Raw genomic sequence first — 15,355 nt, forward strand, 5'->3', positions numbered from 1 at the left:
CGTGCCACTCTGTGGCAGGGGATCGAAGGCCAACCATGGCCAATTCGAGGAAGGTGGACTGATTTCCGTGGCTCAGTGGACTTCGGCAGTGGGACCGGCGCAACTCGCCCGGCAACTCCGGGCGCAGCAGCCCCGGCCCGCCGCGCCCGGCGCCCGCAAGCCGCCCGCCTACCGCGCCCTCGCCGACGGCGTCCGGCTGCTCGTCCTGGAGGGCCGCGTCCCGGTCGCCGCCCGCCTGCCCGCCGAGCGGGAGCTCGCCCTCGCGCTCGCCGTCAGCCGGACGACGGTGGCCGCCGCCTACGAGGCCCTCCGCACCGAGGGCTTCCTGGAGTCCCGGCGCGGCGCCGGGAGCTGGACCGCCGTCCCCGCCGGGAACCCGCTGCCCGCGCGCGGCCTCGAACCGCTGCCGCCCGAGGCCCTCGGCTCGATGATCGACCTCGGCTGCGCCGCCCTCCCCGCCCCCGAGCCCTGGCTGTCCCGGGGCTTCCAGGGCGCCCTGGAGGAGCTGCCGCCCTACGCCCACACCCACGGGGACTACCCGGCGGGCCTGCCCGCGCTGCGGCAGATGCTCGCCGACCGGTACACCGCCCGCGGCATCCCCACCATGCCCGAGCAGATCATGGTCACGACCGGCGCGATGGGAGCCATGGACGCGATCTGCCACCTCTTCGCCGGGCGCGGCGAGCGCATCGCCGTCGAGTCCCCCTCGTACGCCAACATCCTCCAGCTGATGCGCGAGGCCGGGGCCCGGCTCGTGCCCGTCGCCATGTCCGAGGGGCTCGGCAGCTGGGACCTGGGCCGCTGGCGCCAGGTCCTGCGGGACGCGGCGCCCCGCCTCGCGTACGTCGTCGCCGACTTCCACAACCCGACCGGCGCGCTCGCGGACGAGGACCAGCGGCGGCAGCTCGTGGAGGCGGCCCGCTCGGCCGGCACGGTGCTCGTGGTCGACGAGACCATGGCCGAGCTGCACCTCGACGACGACCTGGAGATGCCCCGGCCGGTCTGCGCCTTCGACCCGGCCGGCTCCACCGTCCTGACCGTCGGCTCGGCCAGCAAGGCCTTCTGGGCGGGCATGCGCATCGGCTGGGTCCGGGCCGCGCCCGACGTCATCCGCTCCCTGGTGGCCGCCCGCGCCTACGCGGACCTCGGCACCCCCGTCCTGGAACAGCTCGGCGTGAACTGGCTCATGCGGACGGGCGGCTGGGAGGAGGCCGTGAGCCTGCGCCGCGCCCAGGCGCGGGAGAACCGGGACGCGCTGGTGACCGCCGTCCGCAGGGAGCTCCCGGAGTGGGAGTTCACGGTCCCGCGCGGCGGCCTGACCCTCTGGGTGCGCACCGGCGGCCTCTCCGGCTCCCGGCTCGCCGAGGCCGGCGAGCGGGTCGGCGTCCGGGTGCCGTCCGGCCCGCGCTTCGGCGTCGACGGCGCCTTCGAGGGCTTCGTCCGGCTGCCCTTCACGGTCGGCGGCCCCGTCGCGGACGAGGCGGCCGCCCGGCTCGCCGCCGCGGCCCGCCTGGTCGAGTCGGGGGCGGCGGGCGGCGGGACGGAGCCGCCGAGGTCGTTCGTGGCGTAGTGCCTGTCCGGCGGATCGGGGTCGGGCGGGTCGCGGCGTTTCGGCAACGCGGCGAGGTGCCGTGCCGGGCGTCGCGGCCCCGGCCGTGATCCGCCGGACGGGCCCTGGTTCCGCCGGTGTCTCCGGGAACGCGCCGAGGGGCGGGTGCGGACCGTGGTGTCCGTACCCGCCCCTCGGCCGCTTCCCGGATGCTCAGCCCTCCGCCGGGACCGGGGCCTGGAACGGTGCCGGCCCGGGTGCGGGGGCCGGCTCGGCACGGGGGGCCGGGGCCGGGTCGGGGGGGATGACGGGGATCTTCTCGATCACCACCGTCGGCGCGGGAGCCGTCACCGGCGCGGCCGTGCTCCGCTCCGGCAGGAGGTCCAGGACCGCCCGGCGGTGCGCGTCGCTCGTCGCGTCGTCGTACGGGTCGGGCGTCGCCGGCACCTGGAGCCGCAGGACCGGGCCGCCGCCCAGGCGCGCGTAGCCGCGGCCCGCGGGGACGTCGGGCGTCGGCGTGGTGTGCGGCTCGGCGCCGAGGACGGCCGCGATCTGCCCGGGCGCGGCGGGGCCGAGCGCGATCCGGGCCCTGGTGTGGGTCCGTACCGTCTCGCTCAGCGTGTCCGTGTCGTCGAACTGCTCGGCCACCACCACCGTCACCTGCACCGCCCGCCCGTGCCGCAGCGGCACCTGGAGCAGCTCCTGCGGGTCGGGCCGGCCGTCGGCGGCGGCCAGGTGGCCGAGGACGCCCGGCCGGTCGAGCAGGATCCACAGCGGCCGCCGGGTGTCCTCCGGGGCGGGCAGGCCGGCCTGCCGGGCCCGGTTCGCGGCGATCAGGCGCCGCTCGGTCTCGTGCGCCGCCCACTCCAGGCTCGCCAGGGCGCCGGAGAGCCCGCACTCGACGGCGAGGACCCCGGCGCGGCCGGCCAGACACGCGTACTCGCCGGTGCCGCCGCCCTCGACGATCAGGACGTCGCCGTGGGGGAGCGCCTGGAGCGCGATCGAGCGCAGCAGGGAGGTGGTGCCGCTGCCCGGCCGGCCCACGGCCAGCAGGTGCGGCTCGGTGGAGCGGGGGCCGGTGCGCCAGACCACGGCCGGTGCGTCCTCCGTGCCGTCCGCCGTGACCACCGGCACGGTCCGCTGCACGGCGTCGGCGTCGGTGAAGCCGAGGACGGTCTCGCCCGGCACGGTGACGAAGCGCTGGGCGGCGATGGTGGTGGGCAGGGCGGGCAGCACGCTCAGGACGAGCCGGTTGTCCTCCTCGTCCCAGTCGAAGCGGTACTCGCGGCCGCGCCCCGACTTGGCGTGCAGCAGCTGCTCGACGCGGGCGCGCGCGGCCGGCTCGCCGTCGGCGAAGTACGGGGGGTACGCGATCCGCAGCCGGGTGAGACGCCCGTCCCCGTCGAAGGCGTACTCCCCGAAGGCCCCGCTCCAGTCGCCCCCGTGGGAGAAGAGCGGGGAGGGGTCCTCGGCAACGGAGAAGTACGGTACGAGCGCCTCGTACAGGCCCTTGAGGCGGGCGGTCTCCGCCTCGTCGGGCCCGGTCTTCGCGACCGGACGCTCGCGCCCCTTCCACGCGGCGGCGCCCATCAGCGTGACGAGCGCGAGGAGCGGCCCGTACGGCAGGAGGGCGACGACCAGGACGCAGGCCGCGACCAGGAACAGCGTGGGACCACGCCGTTCCTTGGGGGTCGCGGCCCACCTGGCGCGCGCGGACGCGGCCAGTTTCCGCAGACCCCGGGAGACCGTGATCAGCGGATGGAGCACGTCGGTGGCGCTGTCGGCGGCCGTGCGCGCGATCTCTCGACTGCGGGCGATCTGCGCGCTGCCGCTGCTCAGAATGCGGGGGAGTGGTCGCCGGGCCACGTCGTACTCCTGAAGTGGTGGAAGGGGCTGAGGGGCGTCAGAACTTGATCCCGCCCAGGAGACCGGCGAGGCTCTGCCCGCCCGCCGTGATGCTCGGGGCGATGGCGGTGCCCGCGAGGTAGAAGCCGAACAGCGAGCTGACGATGGCGTGGGAGGGCTTCAGGCCGTCCTTCTTGAAGAACAGGAAGCAGATGATGCCGAGCAGGACCACGCCTGAGATGGACAGGATCATTGGGTGTTCTCCTGGTTGAGGGGACAGTCACCATGAGTCCTTCCAGGTTCACGGCGGGTATCTATGCGACGGAAGGTGCATTGGAGTGAAAAAAAGCTGATTTCACCGCACCGGCGGACAGCGAACGCACGGTCGAGTGGCGAAACGCCCGAGGTGCGCTAAGGGCGAATCCGGGGGGACGGGACGCCGTGATCTTTGCCTCGGTCGCGCACGGTCATGTCCCCGGACGGGCAGTACCCTGTCGATTCACCCGTACGGCCCCGCTCGCCGTGCGCGACCCGACACCGTAGGAGAGAGGCGGTCCCCCGATGAGCGAGACTCCGGACCCCGAGGTCATCGAGCTGGCGTCCAAGGTCTTCGACCTCGCGCGCACGGGCGGCGCCGAGGCCCTCGCCGCCTACGTCGACGCGGGCGTCCCCGTGAACCTCACCAACGACCGGGGCGACTCCCTCGTCATGCTCGCCGCCTACCACGGCCACGCCGCGGCGGTCTCCGCCCTCCTGGAGCGGGGCGCCGACGCCGACCGCGCCAACGACCGCGGCCAGACCCCGCTCGCCGGCGCCGTCTTCAAGGGCGAGGACGCCGTGATCCGCGCCCTCCTCGCCGGCGGCGCGAATCCGGAGGCCGGGACTCCGTCCGCCGTCGACACCGCCCGGATGTTCGGCAAGGCCGAACTCCTGGAACTCTTCGGAACCCGGTGAACGGGCGCTGAACCCCAGGTGAGGCGGCGTCGTAAATGTGGTCGCGGTGGCGAAATGGGTGGGTCATCATGACGTCGGACCCGGCAGAACGGGCCACCGACGAGAGGCAGAGGAAGATGATCACTGGCAAGCGCAGGACGACGAGCGGCCCGACATGTCGCCGCACGGCCTAGGCGTACACCGATGCACCGCCTGACCCGGTTCATCCCGGTCATCCCGGCATCCCCCGGTCGTGTCGACAGCTTGATGTGAGGCGTCTCCCCATGTTCGATCCAGTCATAGCGCCGAGCGGCACCCTGCTCGGCCTGTTGCAGCGGGGCCGCGGCGACGGCACCCTGCACGCGCTCGCCGCGCCACGTGCCGAGGCCCTCGCGGCCCTGAACCACTGCGTCCTCGACGACCCCCGCCACGACTGGCAGGTCGAGAACCGCTCCCTCTACTACGCCCGTCTCTACCTGGACCTCCACGGAGGTCTCGACGAGATCGAGGCGCACCTCTTCGGCGCCGAGGACCACCTCGACACCGAGGAGTCCAGGACCGGGCTCGCGCTCGCCGTCCTCGGCCACCTCGCCTCCTACGGACGCCAGGACGCCCTGCTGCTGCTCCGGCGCTACGCCGCGACCGGCACCAACTGGGCCTGGGCCCTGGACGAGCTGGCCCTCCGCGACGACGACGCCGGACTCCGCGCGCTCGCCCCCTCCGTGCTGGGCCGCTTCCCGGCCGACGCCGAGGGCGACGCCGAGCTGGGCCGCACCGTCCGCGACGCCTTCGAGCCCCGGCCCTGGCGGCTGTGGGCCGAGGACCGGCGCGACACCGTGGGCCCCCGCGTCAGGGCCGCCATGGAGCAGGGCTCCTTCGACCGCTGGCAGCGCCAGATGCGCCCCACCGGGCCCCGCCCCGGCTGGAGCGTGCGCGCCGTCCTCGACTGGGCGCAGGAGGGGTACGAGCGCGGTGCCGTCCTCCACGGACCCGCCGCCCGCTGCCTCACCGCCGTCGCCGGCCCCGAGGACCGGCCCGAGCTGCTCGCCGCCGCCCGCGACGGCGCGGAGGGCGCCCGCGGCGCCGCCCTCCACCACCTCGCCGAGTCGCGGGACCCCGCCGTCCTCGACCTCGTCGAGCACGCCGCCGACGGTGACTCCCGCGCGGTCGCCGAGGCCGCCGTCGCCGCCTACCGCCGCATGTGCGGCGAGGACGCGGTCGCCCGCGCCCGCGCGTGGGTCCGGCGCGCCGACGCGCTCGGCGCCGCCGCCGCCGAGGTGCTGGCCTGCCGCGGCACCGCCGAGGACTCCCCCTCCGTCCTCGGCGCGCTGCGCGGAACCGTACGCGCCCAGGGCCCCGACGCCCCCGAGCTCGCCTGCCTCGTCGACGGCGCCGGACGCCTCGGCATCGCCTGCGCGGCCCCCGTGCTGCGCCACGTCTACCGGGAGACGGCCTCCTCCCAGCTCCGCGGCCGCACGGCCCGCGCCCTCGCCGCCACCGACCCCGCCTTCGCGACCGGCTTCGCCGTCGAATGCCTCTGGGACTGCGAGGAGACCACCCGCGAGGTCGCGGCCCAGCACGCCGAGACCGGCGACATCCGCGTCGCCGAACGGCTGCGCCGCCTCGCCGCCGACCCGGCCGAGGAGGTCGAGGTCCAGCTCGCGGTGCGCAACCGGATAGGGCCGGACCTGCAGGTCTGAGGACCCGGAACGCCCGAGGGGGACGGGGCGGGCCGGCGCCGCGCCCCCGCGGGCCCGGGAGAGCCGCCGGGCCCCGCCCCGCGGGCCCGGGAGAGCCGCCGCGCCCCGCCCCCCGCAGGCCTGGGAGAGCCGCCCCGCCCCGCGGGCCCGGGAGGGCCCCGCGCGGGAAACGCTCACGGGACGTTCCCTCCCCGTCCAGATCGACTTCGGCGGGAACACGCCGGGCGCGAGGACAACACCCGTATGCGTGTCGTCATCGTCACCGAATCCTTCCCTCCCGACGTCAACGGTGTGGCGCACTGCGCCCTGCAGACCGCGCGCCACCTCGCCCGGCGGGGCCACGTCCCGCTCGTCATCGCCCCCGCCGTCGCCGACCCGGCCGCGGACGCCGACGCCCCCTGCGCCGTCGTCCGGGTGCCGTCCCTGCCCCTGCCCGGCTATCCGCAGGTACGGGTCGCCCTGCCCAGTCGCCGGGTCGCCGCGTCCCTCGCCGCGCACCGCGCCGACCTCGTCCACCTCGCCGGACCGTTCGTCCTCGGCGTGCGCGGGATGACGGCCGCCGCCCGGCTCGGCATCCCCGCCGTCGCCGTCTACCAGACGGACCTCGCCGGCTACGCGCGCACGTACGTGGGGACCGGCGAGGGCACCGCCTGGCGCCGCCTCCGCGCCGTGCACGGCGCCGCCGACCGCACCCTCGCCCCCTCCACCGCCGCCCTGCGCGACCTGGAGGCCCACGGCATCGGCCGCGTCCGGCTCTGGGGCCGCGGGGTCGACACCGCCCGCTTCCGCCCCGGCCTGCGCGACCCCGCCCTGCGCCGCACACTCGCCCCGAACGGCGAGCTCCTCGTCGGCTACGTGGGCCGCCTCGCCCCCGAGAAGCGCGTCGACCTGCTCGCCGGAGCGTGCGGACTCCCCGGCGTGCGGGTCGTGGTCGTCGGGGACGGCCCGAGCGCACCCGCGCTGCGCACCGCCCTGCCGGGCGCCCGGTTCCTGGGCCGCCGCACCGGCGCCGACCTCGCCCGGATCTTCGCCTCGCTCGACGTCTTCGCCCACACCGGTCCCTACGAGACCTTCTGCCAGACCGTCCAGGAGGCCATGGCGAGCGGGGTCCCGGTGGTCGCCCCGGCCGCCGGCGGGCCCCTGGACCTGGTCGACCACGGCCGCACCGGGCTCCTCGTGCCCCCGGGCGACCCGGACGCGCTGCGCGACGCCGTCGCCGCCCTCGCCGCCGCGCCGGACCGCCGCGCCGCCTGCGGCCGGGCCGGCCGCGCCGCCGTCGAGGGACGCACCTGGGAGGCCCTCGGCGACGAACTGATCGGCCACTACCGGGAGGTCCTGCGCGGGCGGACGGCGGTGGCGGCGTGAACGGCCCCCGCACGACCGGCGCGGACACGGGGAGGTGCACGGGCGCGCGTGCGGGCGGCGGGCTCCGGATCGTCCGGCTCGCCAACTTCGTGACCCCCACCTCGGGCGGCCTCCGCACCGCCCTCGACCGCCTCGGCCGCGGCTACCTGGCGGCCGGGCACGAGCCGGTCCTCGTCGTCCCGGGCGCCACCGCGAGCGACCGTCGCACCGAGCAGGGCCGGGTCGTCACCCTCCCGGGGCCCGTACTGCCCGGCACCGGCGGCTACCGGGTCCTCGCCGACCGGCGCCGGGTCGCCCGCCTCCTCGACGAACTCGCCCCCGACCGGATCGAGGTCTCCGACCGCACGACCCTGCGCTGGACGGGCGAGTGGGCCCGCCGCGCCCGCGTGCCGTCGGTCATGGTCTCCCACGAGACCGCGGACGGGGTCCTGCGCACCTGGGGCGTGCCGCCCGTCCTCGCCGCCCGCGCGGCGGACCGGCTCAACCGCCGCACCGCCTGGGCGTTCGCGCGGATCGTCTGCACGACCGGGTGGGCCGAGCGCGAGTTCGTCCGGATCGGGGCCCGGAACGTCGTACGGGCCCCGCTCGGCGTGGACCTGGACCACTGCCGGCCCGGCCGCCGCGCCGCCGCGACGCGGGCCCGGTACGCGGCCGGGGAGCGGGTGCTGCTCCTGCTGTGCTCGCGCCTCTCCGTCGAGAAGCGGCCCGGCACGGCCCTGGACGCCCTGGAGGAGCTGCGCGGCGCGGGGGTCGAGGCGACGCTCGTGGTCGCGGGCGACGGGCCGCTGCGGGCCGCCCTGGAGCGGCGGGCGCGCGAGCGGCGCCTGCCGGTGCGGTTCGTCGGGCACGTCGCCGACCGGGAGGTCCTGGCCGACCTCCAGGCGGCGGCCGACGTCTGCCTGGCGCCGGGGCCCGCCGAGACGTTCGGGCTCTCCGCCCTCGAAGCCCTCGCCTGCGGGACCCCGGTCGTCGTCAGCGCCTCCTCGGCCCTCCCCGAGGTCGTGGGCACGGCCGGGGCGGCAGCCGCCGACACCCCGGCGGCCTTCGCCTCCGGCGTCCAGAGCCTCCTCGCCGTCCCGGAAGCCGTCCGCCGCCGGGCCGCACGCGCGCGTGCGGAGGGCTTCGCCTGGGACCGCTCGGTCGCCGCCTTCCTCCGCGCCCACGAGGCCCTGCCCGCCCCGGCGCCTTTCTTCCCCGGAGCGCACGGAGCGCAGGGGGTGCCAGGAGTTCCCGGGGCTCCCGGGGCGCTTGGAGCCCTCGGACCGGCCGGACCGATCGGCCCGGTCGTTCCCGAGGAGACCCTCGGATGACCGGGGAACCCTTCGGGCCGGAGGAGGCCGGCCGGTGACCGCGGACACCACGCGCGAAGGGACGGTGCGTTGTCGGCGATCGGGACGAGGCCGGCGGGGCCGGGACACCACGCGCGCGGGGACGGTGCGTTGTCGGCGATCGGGACGAGGCCGGCGGGGCCTGGGACGCCACGTGCGCGGGGACGGTGCCGCCGGGACCCCGGCGCCCCGCTCACCGCACCGGTACGAACCGCACCGCCGTCCCCGGCACCGCCTGGGCCGCCGCGCCCAGGTCGGCCTCCCGGACCACCCCGACCACCGGGTAGCCGCCGGTCGTCGGATGGTCCGCGAGGAAGACCACCGGGCGCCCGTCCGGCGGCACCTGCACCGCGCCGAGCACCATGCCCTCGCTCGCCAGCTCCCCGGGCACGGCCCGCTCCAGGACCGGTCCTTCGAGCCGCAGCCCGATCCGGTTGCTCGCCGGGGACACCCGGTACGCGCGCGTGGCGAGGGCGCGGAGGGCGCCGGGGGTGAACCAGTCGTCGCGGGGCCCGAGCCGGACCCGCAGGACGAGCACGTCCGGCGGCCCCGGCCAGGGAGGGGCGTCGACCGGCCCCCGTACCGCCGCGTCCGCGCCCAGCGGCAGGACCGTCCCCCGCCCCAGGGGCGCCGGGCCGAGGCCGGACAGCAGGTCGGTGGAGCGGCTGCCGAGCACCGGCTCGACCTCGATCCCGCCGTCGAACGCCACGTACGCCCGCAGTCCCCGGGAAGCCGTCCCGACCTCGACCACCGACCCGGCCGCCACCCGCACCGCCGTGCCCCAGGCGGCCGGGCGACCGTCCACCCGGACCGGGCAGGGCGCGCCGCCCACCGCCACGGTCACCGCGCACCGGGGCCGCACCGCGCACCCGTCGACGGTGGTCTCCAGGACCGCCGCCCCCTCCGCGTTGCCCACGAGCCGGTTGACGAGCCGTACGGCCGCCGGGTCGAGCGCGCCCGAGCGGACCACGCCCAGGTGCGCGTACCCGGGGCGTCCCAGGTCCTGCACGGTGGTCAGCGCCCCCGGCCGGACCACGGCCACCGTCCGGCCCGTCACCGCCCGCCTCCCGCGCCGGGGCGCTCCGCCGTGAACCGGACCCGGGTGCCGGGGGAGAGGAGCGCCGCCGGATCCCGCCCGGTGTCCCAGAGGACCGCGTCCGTGGTGCCGATCAGCCGCCAGCCGCCGGGGGAGGAGCGCGGGTACACACCCGTGTACGGTCCGGCCAGGGCGACCGAACCGGCCGGGACGGCGGTGCGCGGAGTGGCCCGCCGGGGCACCTCGTACCGCTCGCCGAGCCCGGTCAGATAGCCGAAGCCCGGCGCGAACCCGCAGAAGGCGACCCGGAACTCGGCCGCCGTGTGGATCCGCACCGCCTCCTCGGCGGACACGCCCCAGCACGCGGCGACCTCCGCCAGGTCGGGCCCGTCGTAGCGGACCGGCACCTCCACCACCCGCTCCGCGCGCGCGGAGAGCGGTCCCACCTCCCATCCGGGCAGCTCGGCCGCGAGCCGGTCCGGGTCCGCCACCCCGTCGAGCAGCACGGTCCGCGCCGCCGGCACGACCTCCCGTACGGGGGGAAGGGCACCGGCCGCCCGGCGCCGCAGCACCTCGGCGTGGAACGCCTCCGCCTCGGCGCCGCCGTCCAGCTCCACGAGCAGCGCCCGCTCACCCACGCGCAGCACGCGCACGCGTACGCCCGTGGAAGCGATCCCGTCCCCGCTCACGCGAAGGCCTCCACCCGCACTCCGGAGGATTCGAGGCCCGCCCGGACCCGCCGGGCGAGCTCCACCGCGCCCGGGGTGTCCCCGTGCAGACAGAGCGACCGGGCCCGGACGGCCACGGCGTCCCCGCCGTGCGCGGTGACCGTCCCGAGCCGGGCCAGGGCCAGCGACCGCTCCAGGACCTCGGTGGGATCGGTGACGACCGCCCCCTCCTGCCCGCGCGGCAGCAGGGAGCCGTCCGCCCGGTAGGCCCGGTCGCCGAAGGCCTCGGCGACGACGGGGAGTCCGGCCGCCGCGGCGGCCTCGTGCAGCTGGGAGCCGGGCAGCCCGAGCACCGGCAGCGTCCGGTCCGCGAGCAGCACCCCCTCGACGACCGCCGCCGCCTGCTCCCCGTCCCCGACCACCCGGTTGTAGAGCGCCCCGTGCGGCTTCACGTACGCGACCCGGGAGCCCGCCGCCCGGGCGAAGACCTCCAGGGCGCCGATCTGGTAAGCCACCTCGGCGGCCAGCTCCGCCGCCGGGACGTCCATCGACCGCCGCCCGAAGCCGGCCAGGTCCCGGTAGGAGACCTGCGCCCCGATCCGCACCCCGCGCGCGGCCGCGAGCTCGCACACCCGCCGCATCGTGGCCGCGTCCCCGGCGTGGAAGCCGCAGGCCACGTTGGCGCTGGTGACCACGGACAGGAGTTCCTCGTCGTCGGTCAGGGTCCAGCGTCCGAAGCCCTCGCCGAGGTCGGCGTTGAGATCGATCGACACCCAGGTCGTGCTCATCTTGCGCCTCGCGGGGTGGGGGCGTGCCCACGCGGGCACGGCGGGGCCATGGGACGCTCTCAACGTAGAGGATCGTTGAACGATCCGACAACGAGGGCGACGAGCCCGTCGTCCCGGCCCCTCCGTGCGGTCGACCGCGGCGCGGTGGGCTTCGGTGCGGTGGGCTCCGACGCGGCGGACCGGTGGCGGACGCCGCGGGGCGCCGAGGCCGAGGAGTCGCGCGGGCACCGGCGACGAAGAGGGAAGAGGCGCCGTGGCGAGGCCGGCGGAGGACGGGGCCGGGGACCCGGCGGACGACCGCGCGCCGCTCGGGCGCACGAGCACGGCGGAGCGGGTCGCGGGCATCCTGCGCACCCGCGTGGCCGAGGGCCGGTTCCCGCCCGGCACCCGGCTCTCCGAGGACGGTATCGGCGTCTCCCGCAACACCCTGCGGGAGGCCTTCCGCCTCCTCACCCACGAGCGCCTCCTCGTCCACGAGCTGAACCGGGGCGTCTTCGTCCGCGTCCTCGACGCCGGCGACGTGGCCGACATCCACCGCACCCGCGGGCTCGTCGAGTGCGCCGTCGTCAGGGGCCTGGGCCGGCCGCCGTTCGCCCTCGACGGCCTCGCCGCCGCCGTCGAGGAGGGCGAGGACGCCGCCCGCGCCGGCGACTGGAACGGCGTCTCCACGGCCGACATCCACTTCCACCGCGCGCTCGTCGCCCTCGCGGGCAGCGCCCGCACCGACGAACCGATGCGCGGCGTCCTCGCCGAACTCCGCCTCGCCCTCCACCTCGTCGACGACCCGCGCGCCCTCCACGAGCCGTTCCCCGCGCGGAACCGGGAGATCCTCGGCGCCCTGCGCGCCGGTGAGCGCGGCACGGCCGAACGCCTCCTCGCCCGCTACCTCGACGACTCCCGCGCCGGGGTCGAGGACGCCTGCGCCCGGGCCGCCGGCGCCCGCGACCGAGCCTCCGGCCCCGGTCGCATCCGCACTGTTTCGACCGTTGTCAGGGTGAGGACCTAATCTGTGCACCGTGACTTCGCCTGCCTCGACGGACCTCGCTCCGCCCCAGCTCAGCGCGGGGCCGCGGCCCGCGCAGGGCCCGGCCGCCGACGAAGGGCTCGCGCGGCGCCTCCGCGCGCTCGCGTGCACCGCCCCGCTGCACGACCTGGACGCCCGCAAGGCGAACCTGGCCGGCGAGTACACGGTCTACGCGATGGCCGAGGTGGCCCTCGCCGCGATCGACCTGATCACCCTCAACATGGACTTCGACACCGGCGCCGACCACGAGCAGATGGTCGCCCGCCTGCTGCCCCGCGTCGCCGCCCAGGCCCCGCGGCGCCCGGCCGCCGAGCACGAGCGCGTGGCCCGCTGGGTCCTGGAGAACCTGATCAACGTCGGCAGCGTCGACCGCGGCTTCCGCGCCGTCTACGGCACCTTCGGCACCGACGGCGTCTACGTCCGCAGGGACTACGACTTCAAACTCGTCGAGGAGGTCCCGGGATACGGGGGCGGGGTCTACCTCCGCACCACCGACGAAGCGGTCAACGTCCTGGTCGGAGCCCTCGACACCGACGTCACCAGCGCCCAGATCGCCGCCGAGGTGAAGCTGGAGGTCCTCATCAACCGGGGCCGCCTGGCCGACGCGCAACTCGCCGCCGAACAGGCCCGCTACCGGACCGTGCAGTACGCCGAGACCCTCCGCAGGACCCTGGAGGCCACCCGGCGCAACGTCCGTGCCGTCGACTGGCTCCAGACGGTCCCCGACATGATCGCCGAGGCGCTCGACCACGTGGCCGACCGCTACCGCCACGAGAACGCGATCCTCACCAACATCCGCAGGGCGCGCGACGAGGCCGAGGCCGCCACCGACGCGAAGACCGCCGAGCACAAGCGGCGCGCCGCCGAACTCGTCGACATCGTCAAGGACTGCATCCGCCGCCACACCCAGCTCCAGTCCCGCCTCCTGGAGGCCGGACCGCTCTTCCGCGCCGAGCAGGACCGCCAGGCCTTCGCCGCCCCCGCCGCGTACACCGGACTCGACCTGTACGGGCAGCTGGTCGCCCCGCTCCTCACGCTCCCCGTCGAACAGGCCACCCGCGCCACCGACGCCTTCTTCGCCCACGGCACCGGACTGCGCACCCCCGCCTCCGTCCGCCTCGGCGACCTCGTCGACCTGCTGCTCACCCCGCCCGTCGAGCGCGAGCACCTCGGCGCGGAGATGCCCGAGCCCGACCTGATCGCCACCCCCGACGACTCCCGCTTCAGCGAGGAGCAGCTCGGACACGCCATGCGCCTGCTCGACCTGGAGCACGACGCCCCGCGCCGCCTCTCCGGACTGCTCGCCGAGGCGCGTGCGACCGATCCCGACCTGCCGTACCTCGTCGCCCTCCTCGCCGTCCACGCGGCGAGCCCTCCGGTCGGCACCGCCTACCGCCAGGGCGAGGAGCGGCTGCTCTTCGCCGTCGACGACGGCACTCCGCTCGACGACCCCGAGTTCGGCGGCGCCGACCTCATCGTCGGTACGGCACTCCTCGACGCGGCGGGCATGGCCGCCGACCGCACGGAGGCGACGTGACCCTCGTACCCCCCGCTCCCGCCTCCTGTGCAGGTACCTCCGGTACAGATACCTCCAGTACAGATACCTCCTGTATCGACGGGGCCGGCCCCGCCCCGGCCGACGAGCCGGACTCGACCGACGCCCTCGGCCCGGCCGGCCTTCCGGACCCGGCCGACACCCTCGTACTCGGAACCACCGCCGCGCCCGCACTCCGACCGGAAGTCACGACGGAGCCGGAGCCGGAACCGGGGTCGGGGTCGGATCCAGAGCCTTCTTCGGATCCGGCGCCGGAAGCCGGAGCGGAACCCGACGCGGTCCCGGTCACCGACCCCGTCCCCGCACCGGACCCCGCCCCGGCGGACCCCGCTCCCGCCGCCGCGCAGGCCCTCCGTACCCGCCCCCGGCTCGGCACCGTTCCCCTGGGATCCGGGCCGTCCCGGTCCGGGGCCGCACGGAGGCGGGGCGACGTCCCGTCCGTGCGGGCCGTGCGGCTCACGGACGAGCCGCCCGCGCCCGCCGAGCGGGCTCCGGCCCCGGCCGCCGTCACCCCCGTCCCGCTGCCCCTGTCCCGTCCCGCCGTCCGCGCCGTACCGACCGAGAACCGTCCCGAGGAGCCCCAGCCGTGAGCGAGACCCACGCCGAGCACGCCGACGCGTGGAGCGAGCAGGAGGCCCCGCACGCCGACGCGTGGAACAGGCCGGAGGCCCCGGCCGCCCCCGCCGCGTCCGGCGGCCCCGCGGTCACCCCCGCCGACGCCGCCGACGCGGCCCGGCTCGTCTCCTTCGGCCTCCAGCCCAAGCTGCTCCCGGCCCGCGACGCCGAATACGCCGACCTCCTGCGCCGCTACCGCGAGGACCCCGCCTTCGCGCGCCTCGCCGACGCCGTCGCCACCGGCCTCGGCCTCGTCGTCCTGGAGGTCTCCCCGCGCGCGGGGATGGCCGTCACCGCCGCCGAGGACTCCGTCTTCGCCGTCCGCATGGGCGACTACGCCCGCCGCGCCTCCACGGACTCCGCCGACCGCTTCCTGCACGGCCTGGCCCACCTCGCCGTCGCCGCCATGGCCTTCCCCCGCCCCGAGGACCTCGCCGACGACGCGTACATCGGCCGGTTCACGGTCAACGGCGTCGACGCCTTCGTGCGCCAGGCCTGCCTGCGCCTGGAGCAGCGCGCCGAGGAGGACGGCGAGAACACCGACCCGGCCTCCGACGCCCCCGGCCTGGAGGCCGCCTGGCGGACCTACGCACGCCGCAGCGCCACCGGCGCCACCAAGGACGCCCGCAGGCTCGCCGGGTCCACCACCGGCATCGTCGGCAAGGCCGCCGCGTTCCTCACCGACTCCGGCTTCCTCCAGCGCACCGGCGACGAGGGCGGCGGCTCCTACCGCACCACCGCCCGCTACCAGCTCCAGGTCCGCGACATGGCGGGCTCCGCCGCCATGGCCGAACTCCTCGAACTCGGCGTCGTCCCCGTCAGCGACGGCTCCGCGACCCTCCTGCCGCCGCCCGAGGGCGACGACCTGGAGCTCGCGGCCGACGCGGGCCTCCCGTTCCACTCGTAATCCCGCCGACCCCGCCGACCCCGTCCACCACGCGCGCGGTCC

Annotated in this window: 14 protein-coding genes; 9 read left to right on the forward strand and 5 right to left on the reverse strand. The window is 76.9% G+C overall.

Annotation, left to right across the window (positions count from 1 at the left end):
• Positions 1-67: 67 nt before the first annotated feature.
• The gene (locus ACIQKA_RS33280) at positions 68-1,570 is read left to right on the forward strand and encodes a PLP-dependent aminotransferase family protein (protein WP_383432845.1); all 1,503 of its coding nucleotides are present in this window, start codon (positions 68-70) and stop codon (positions 1,568-1,570) included.
• Between the two features lie 192 nt (positions 1,571-1,762).
• Here the strand turns inward: ACIQKA_RS33280 and ACIQKA_RS33285 are convergent, their stop codons facing one another.
• Positions 1,763-3,415 (reverse strand): hypothetical protein, encoded by a 1,653-nt coding sequence (locus tag ACIQKA_RS33285; protein ID WP_402543204.1) that lies wholly within the window; start codon positions 3,413-3,415, stop codon positions 1,763-1,765.
• Positions 3,416-3,452: 37 nt separating this feature from the next.
• Positions 3,453-3,647 carry a hypothetical protein gene (locus ACIQKA_RS33290; protein ID WP_125667438.1) on the reverse strand — a complete coding sequence of 65 codons (195 nt, stop codon included), beginning with the start codon at positions 3,645-3,647 and terminating at the stop codon, positions 3,453-3,455.
• A 308-nt stretch (positions 3,648-3,955) separates the two neighbouring features.
• On the opposite strand from ACIQKA_RS33290, the gene ACIQKA_RS33295 reads away from it, so the two are divergent.
• From ACIQKA_RS33295 to ACIQKA_RS33310, 4 genes are all read left to right on the forward strand, one after another.
• Positions 3,956-4,348, forward strand: coding sequence for an ankyrin repeat domain-containing protein (locus ACIQKA_RS33295; RefSeq protein ID WP_383158465.1), 393 nt, complete (start codon positions 3,956-3,958; stop codon positions 4,346-4,348).
• A gap of 263 nt (positions 4,349-4,611) precedes the next feature.
• Positions 4,612-6,027 (forward strand): HEAT repeat domain-containing protein, encoded by a 1,416-nt coding sequence (locus ACIQKA_RS33300; protein WP_383158468.1) that lies wholly within the window; start codon positions 4,612-4,614, stop codon positions 6,025-6,027.
• 243 nt (positions 6,028-6,270) lie between these two features.
• Positions 6,271-7,392: a glycosyltransferase family 4 protein gene (locus ACIQKA_RS33305; protein ID WP_402543205.1), complete on the forward strand. Its 1,122-nt coding sequence runs from the start codon at positions 6,271-6,273 to the stop codon at positions 7,390-7,392.
• The gene (locus tag ACIQKA_RS33310; protein ID WP_402543206.1) at positions 7,389-8,702 is read left to right on the forward strand and encodes a glycosyltransferase; all 1,314 of its coding nucleotides are present in this window, start codon (positions 7,389-7,391) and stop codon (positions 8,700-8,702) included. The genes ACIQKA_RS33305 and ACIQKA_RS33310 overlap by 4 nt, the downstream gene beginning before the upstream one ends.
• 211 nt (positions 8,703-8,913) lie before the next feature.
• Here the strand turns inward: ACIQKA_RS33310 and ACIQKA_RS33315 are convergent, their stop codons facing one another.
• From ACIQKA_RS33315 to ACIQKA_RS33325, 3 genes are read right to left on the reverse strand one after another with little or no spacing between them, the layout of a single operon-like run.
• Positions 8,914-9,777, reverse strand: coding sequence for a biotin-dependent carboxyltransferase family protein (locus ACIQKA_RS33315; protein ID WP_402543207.1), 864 nt, complete (start codon positions 9,775-9,777; stop codon positions 8,914-8,916).
• Positions 9,774-10,445 carry a 5-oxoprolinase subunit PxpB gene (gene pxpB / locus ACIQKA_RS33320; RefSeq protein WP_383158477.1) on the reverse strand — a complete coding sequence of 224 codons (672 nt, stop codon included), beginning with the start codon at positions 10,443-10,445 and terminating at the stop codon, positions 9,774-9,776. Before pxpB ends, ACIQKA_RS33315 begins: the two co-directional genes overlap by 4 nt.
• The gene (locus ACIQKA_RS33325) at positions 10,442-11,212 is read right to left on the reverse strand and encodes a LamB/YcsF family protein (RefSeq protein WP_402543208.1); all 771 of its coding nucleotides are present in this window, start codon (positions 11,210-11,212) and stop codon (positions 10,442-10,444) included. Before ACIQKA_RS33325 ends, pxpB begins: the two co-directional genes overlap by 4 nt.
• 253 nt (positions 11,213-11,465) lie before the next feature.
• Between ACIQKA_RS33325 and ACIQKA_RS33330 the strand changes: the two genes are divergently transcribed.
• From ACIQKA_RS33330 to ACIQKA_RS33345, 4 genes are all read left to right on the forward strand, one after another.
• The gene (locus ACIQKA_RS33330) at positions 11,466-12,218 is read left to right on the forward strand and encodes a GntR family transcriptional regulator (RefSeq protein ID WP_402543209.1); all 753 of its coding nucleotides are present in this window, start codon (positions 11,466-11,468) and stop codon (positions 12,216-12,218) included.
• A 10-nt stretch (positions 12,219-12,228) separates the two neighbouring features.
• Entirely contained in the window at positions 12,229-13,773 is a 1,545-nt protein-coding gene (locus ACIQKA_RS33335; RefSeq protein ID WP_383158481.1) for a hypothetical protein, read from the forward strand.
• 467 nt (positions 13,774-14,240) lie between these two features.
• Complete coding sequence (locus tag ACIQKA_RS33340; RefSeq protein ID WP_383158484.1) at positions 14,241-14,381, forward strand: hypothetical protein; 141 nt, start codon at positions 14,241-14,243, stop codon at positions 14,379-14,381.
• Entirely contained in the window at positions 14,378-15,313 is a 936-nt protein-coding gene (locus ACIQKA_RS33345) for a hypothetical protein (protein WP_383158486.1), read from the forward strand. The genes ACIQKA_RS33340 and ACIQKA_RS33345 overlap by 4 nt, the downstream gene beginning before the upstream one ends.
• Positions 15,314-15,355 lie beyond the last annotated feature (42 nt).

The organism is Streptomyces sp. NPDC092045, assembly GCF_044756005.1.
Lineage (GTDB): Bacteria > Actinomycetota > Actinomycetes > Streptomycetales > Streptomycetaceae > Streptomyces.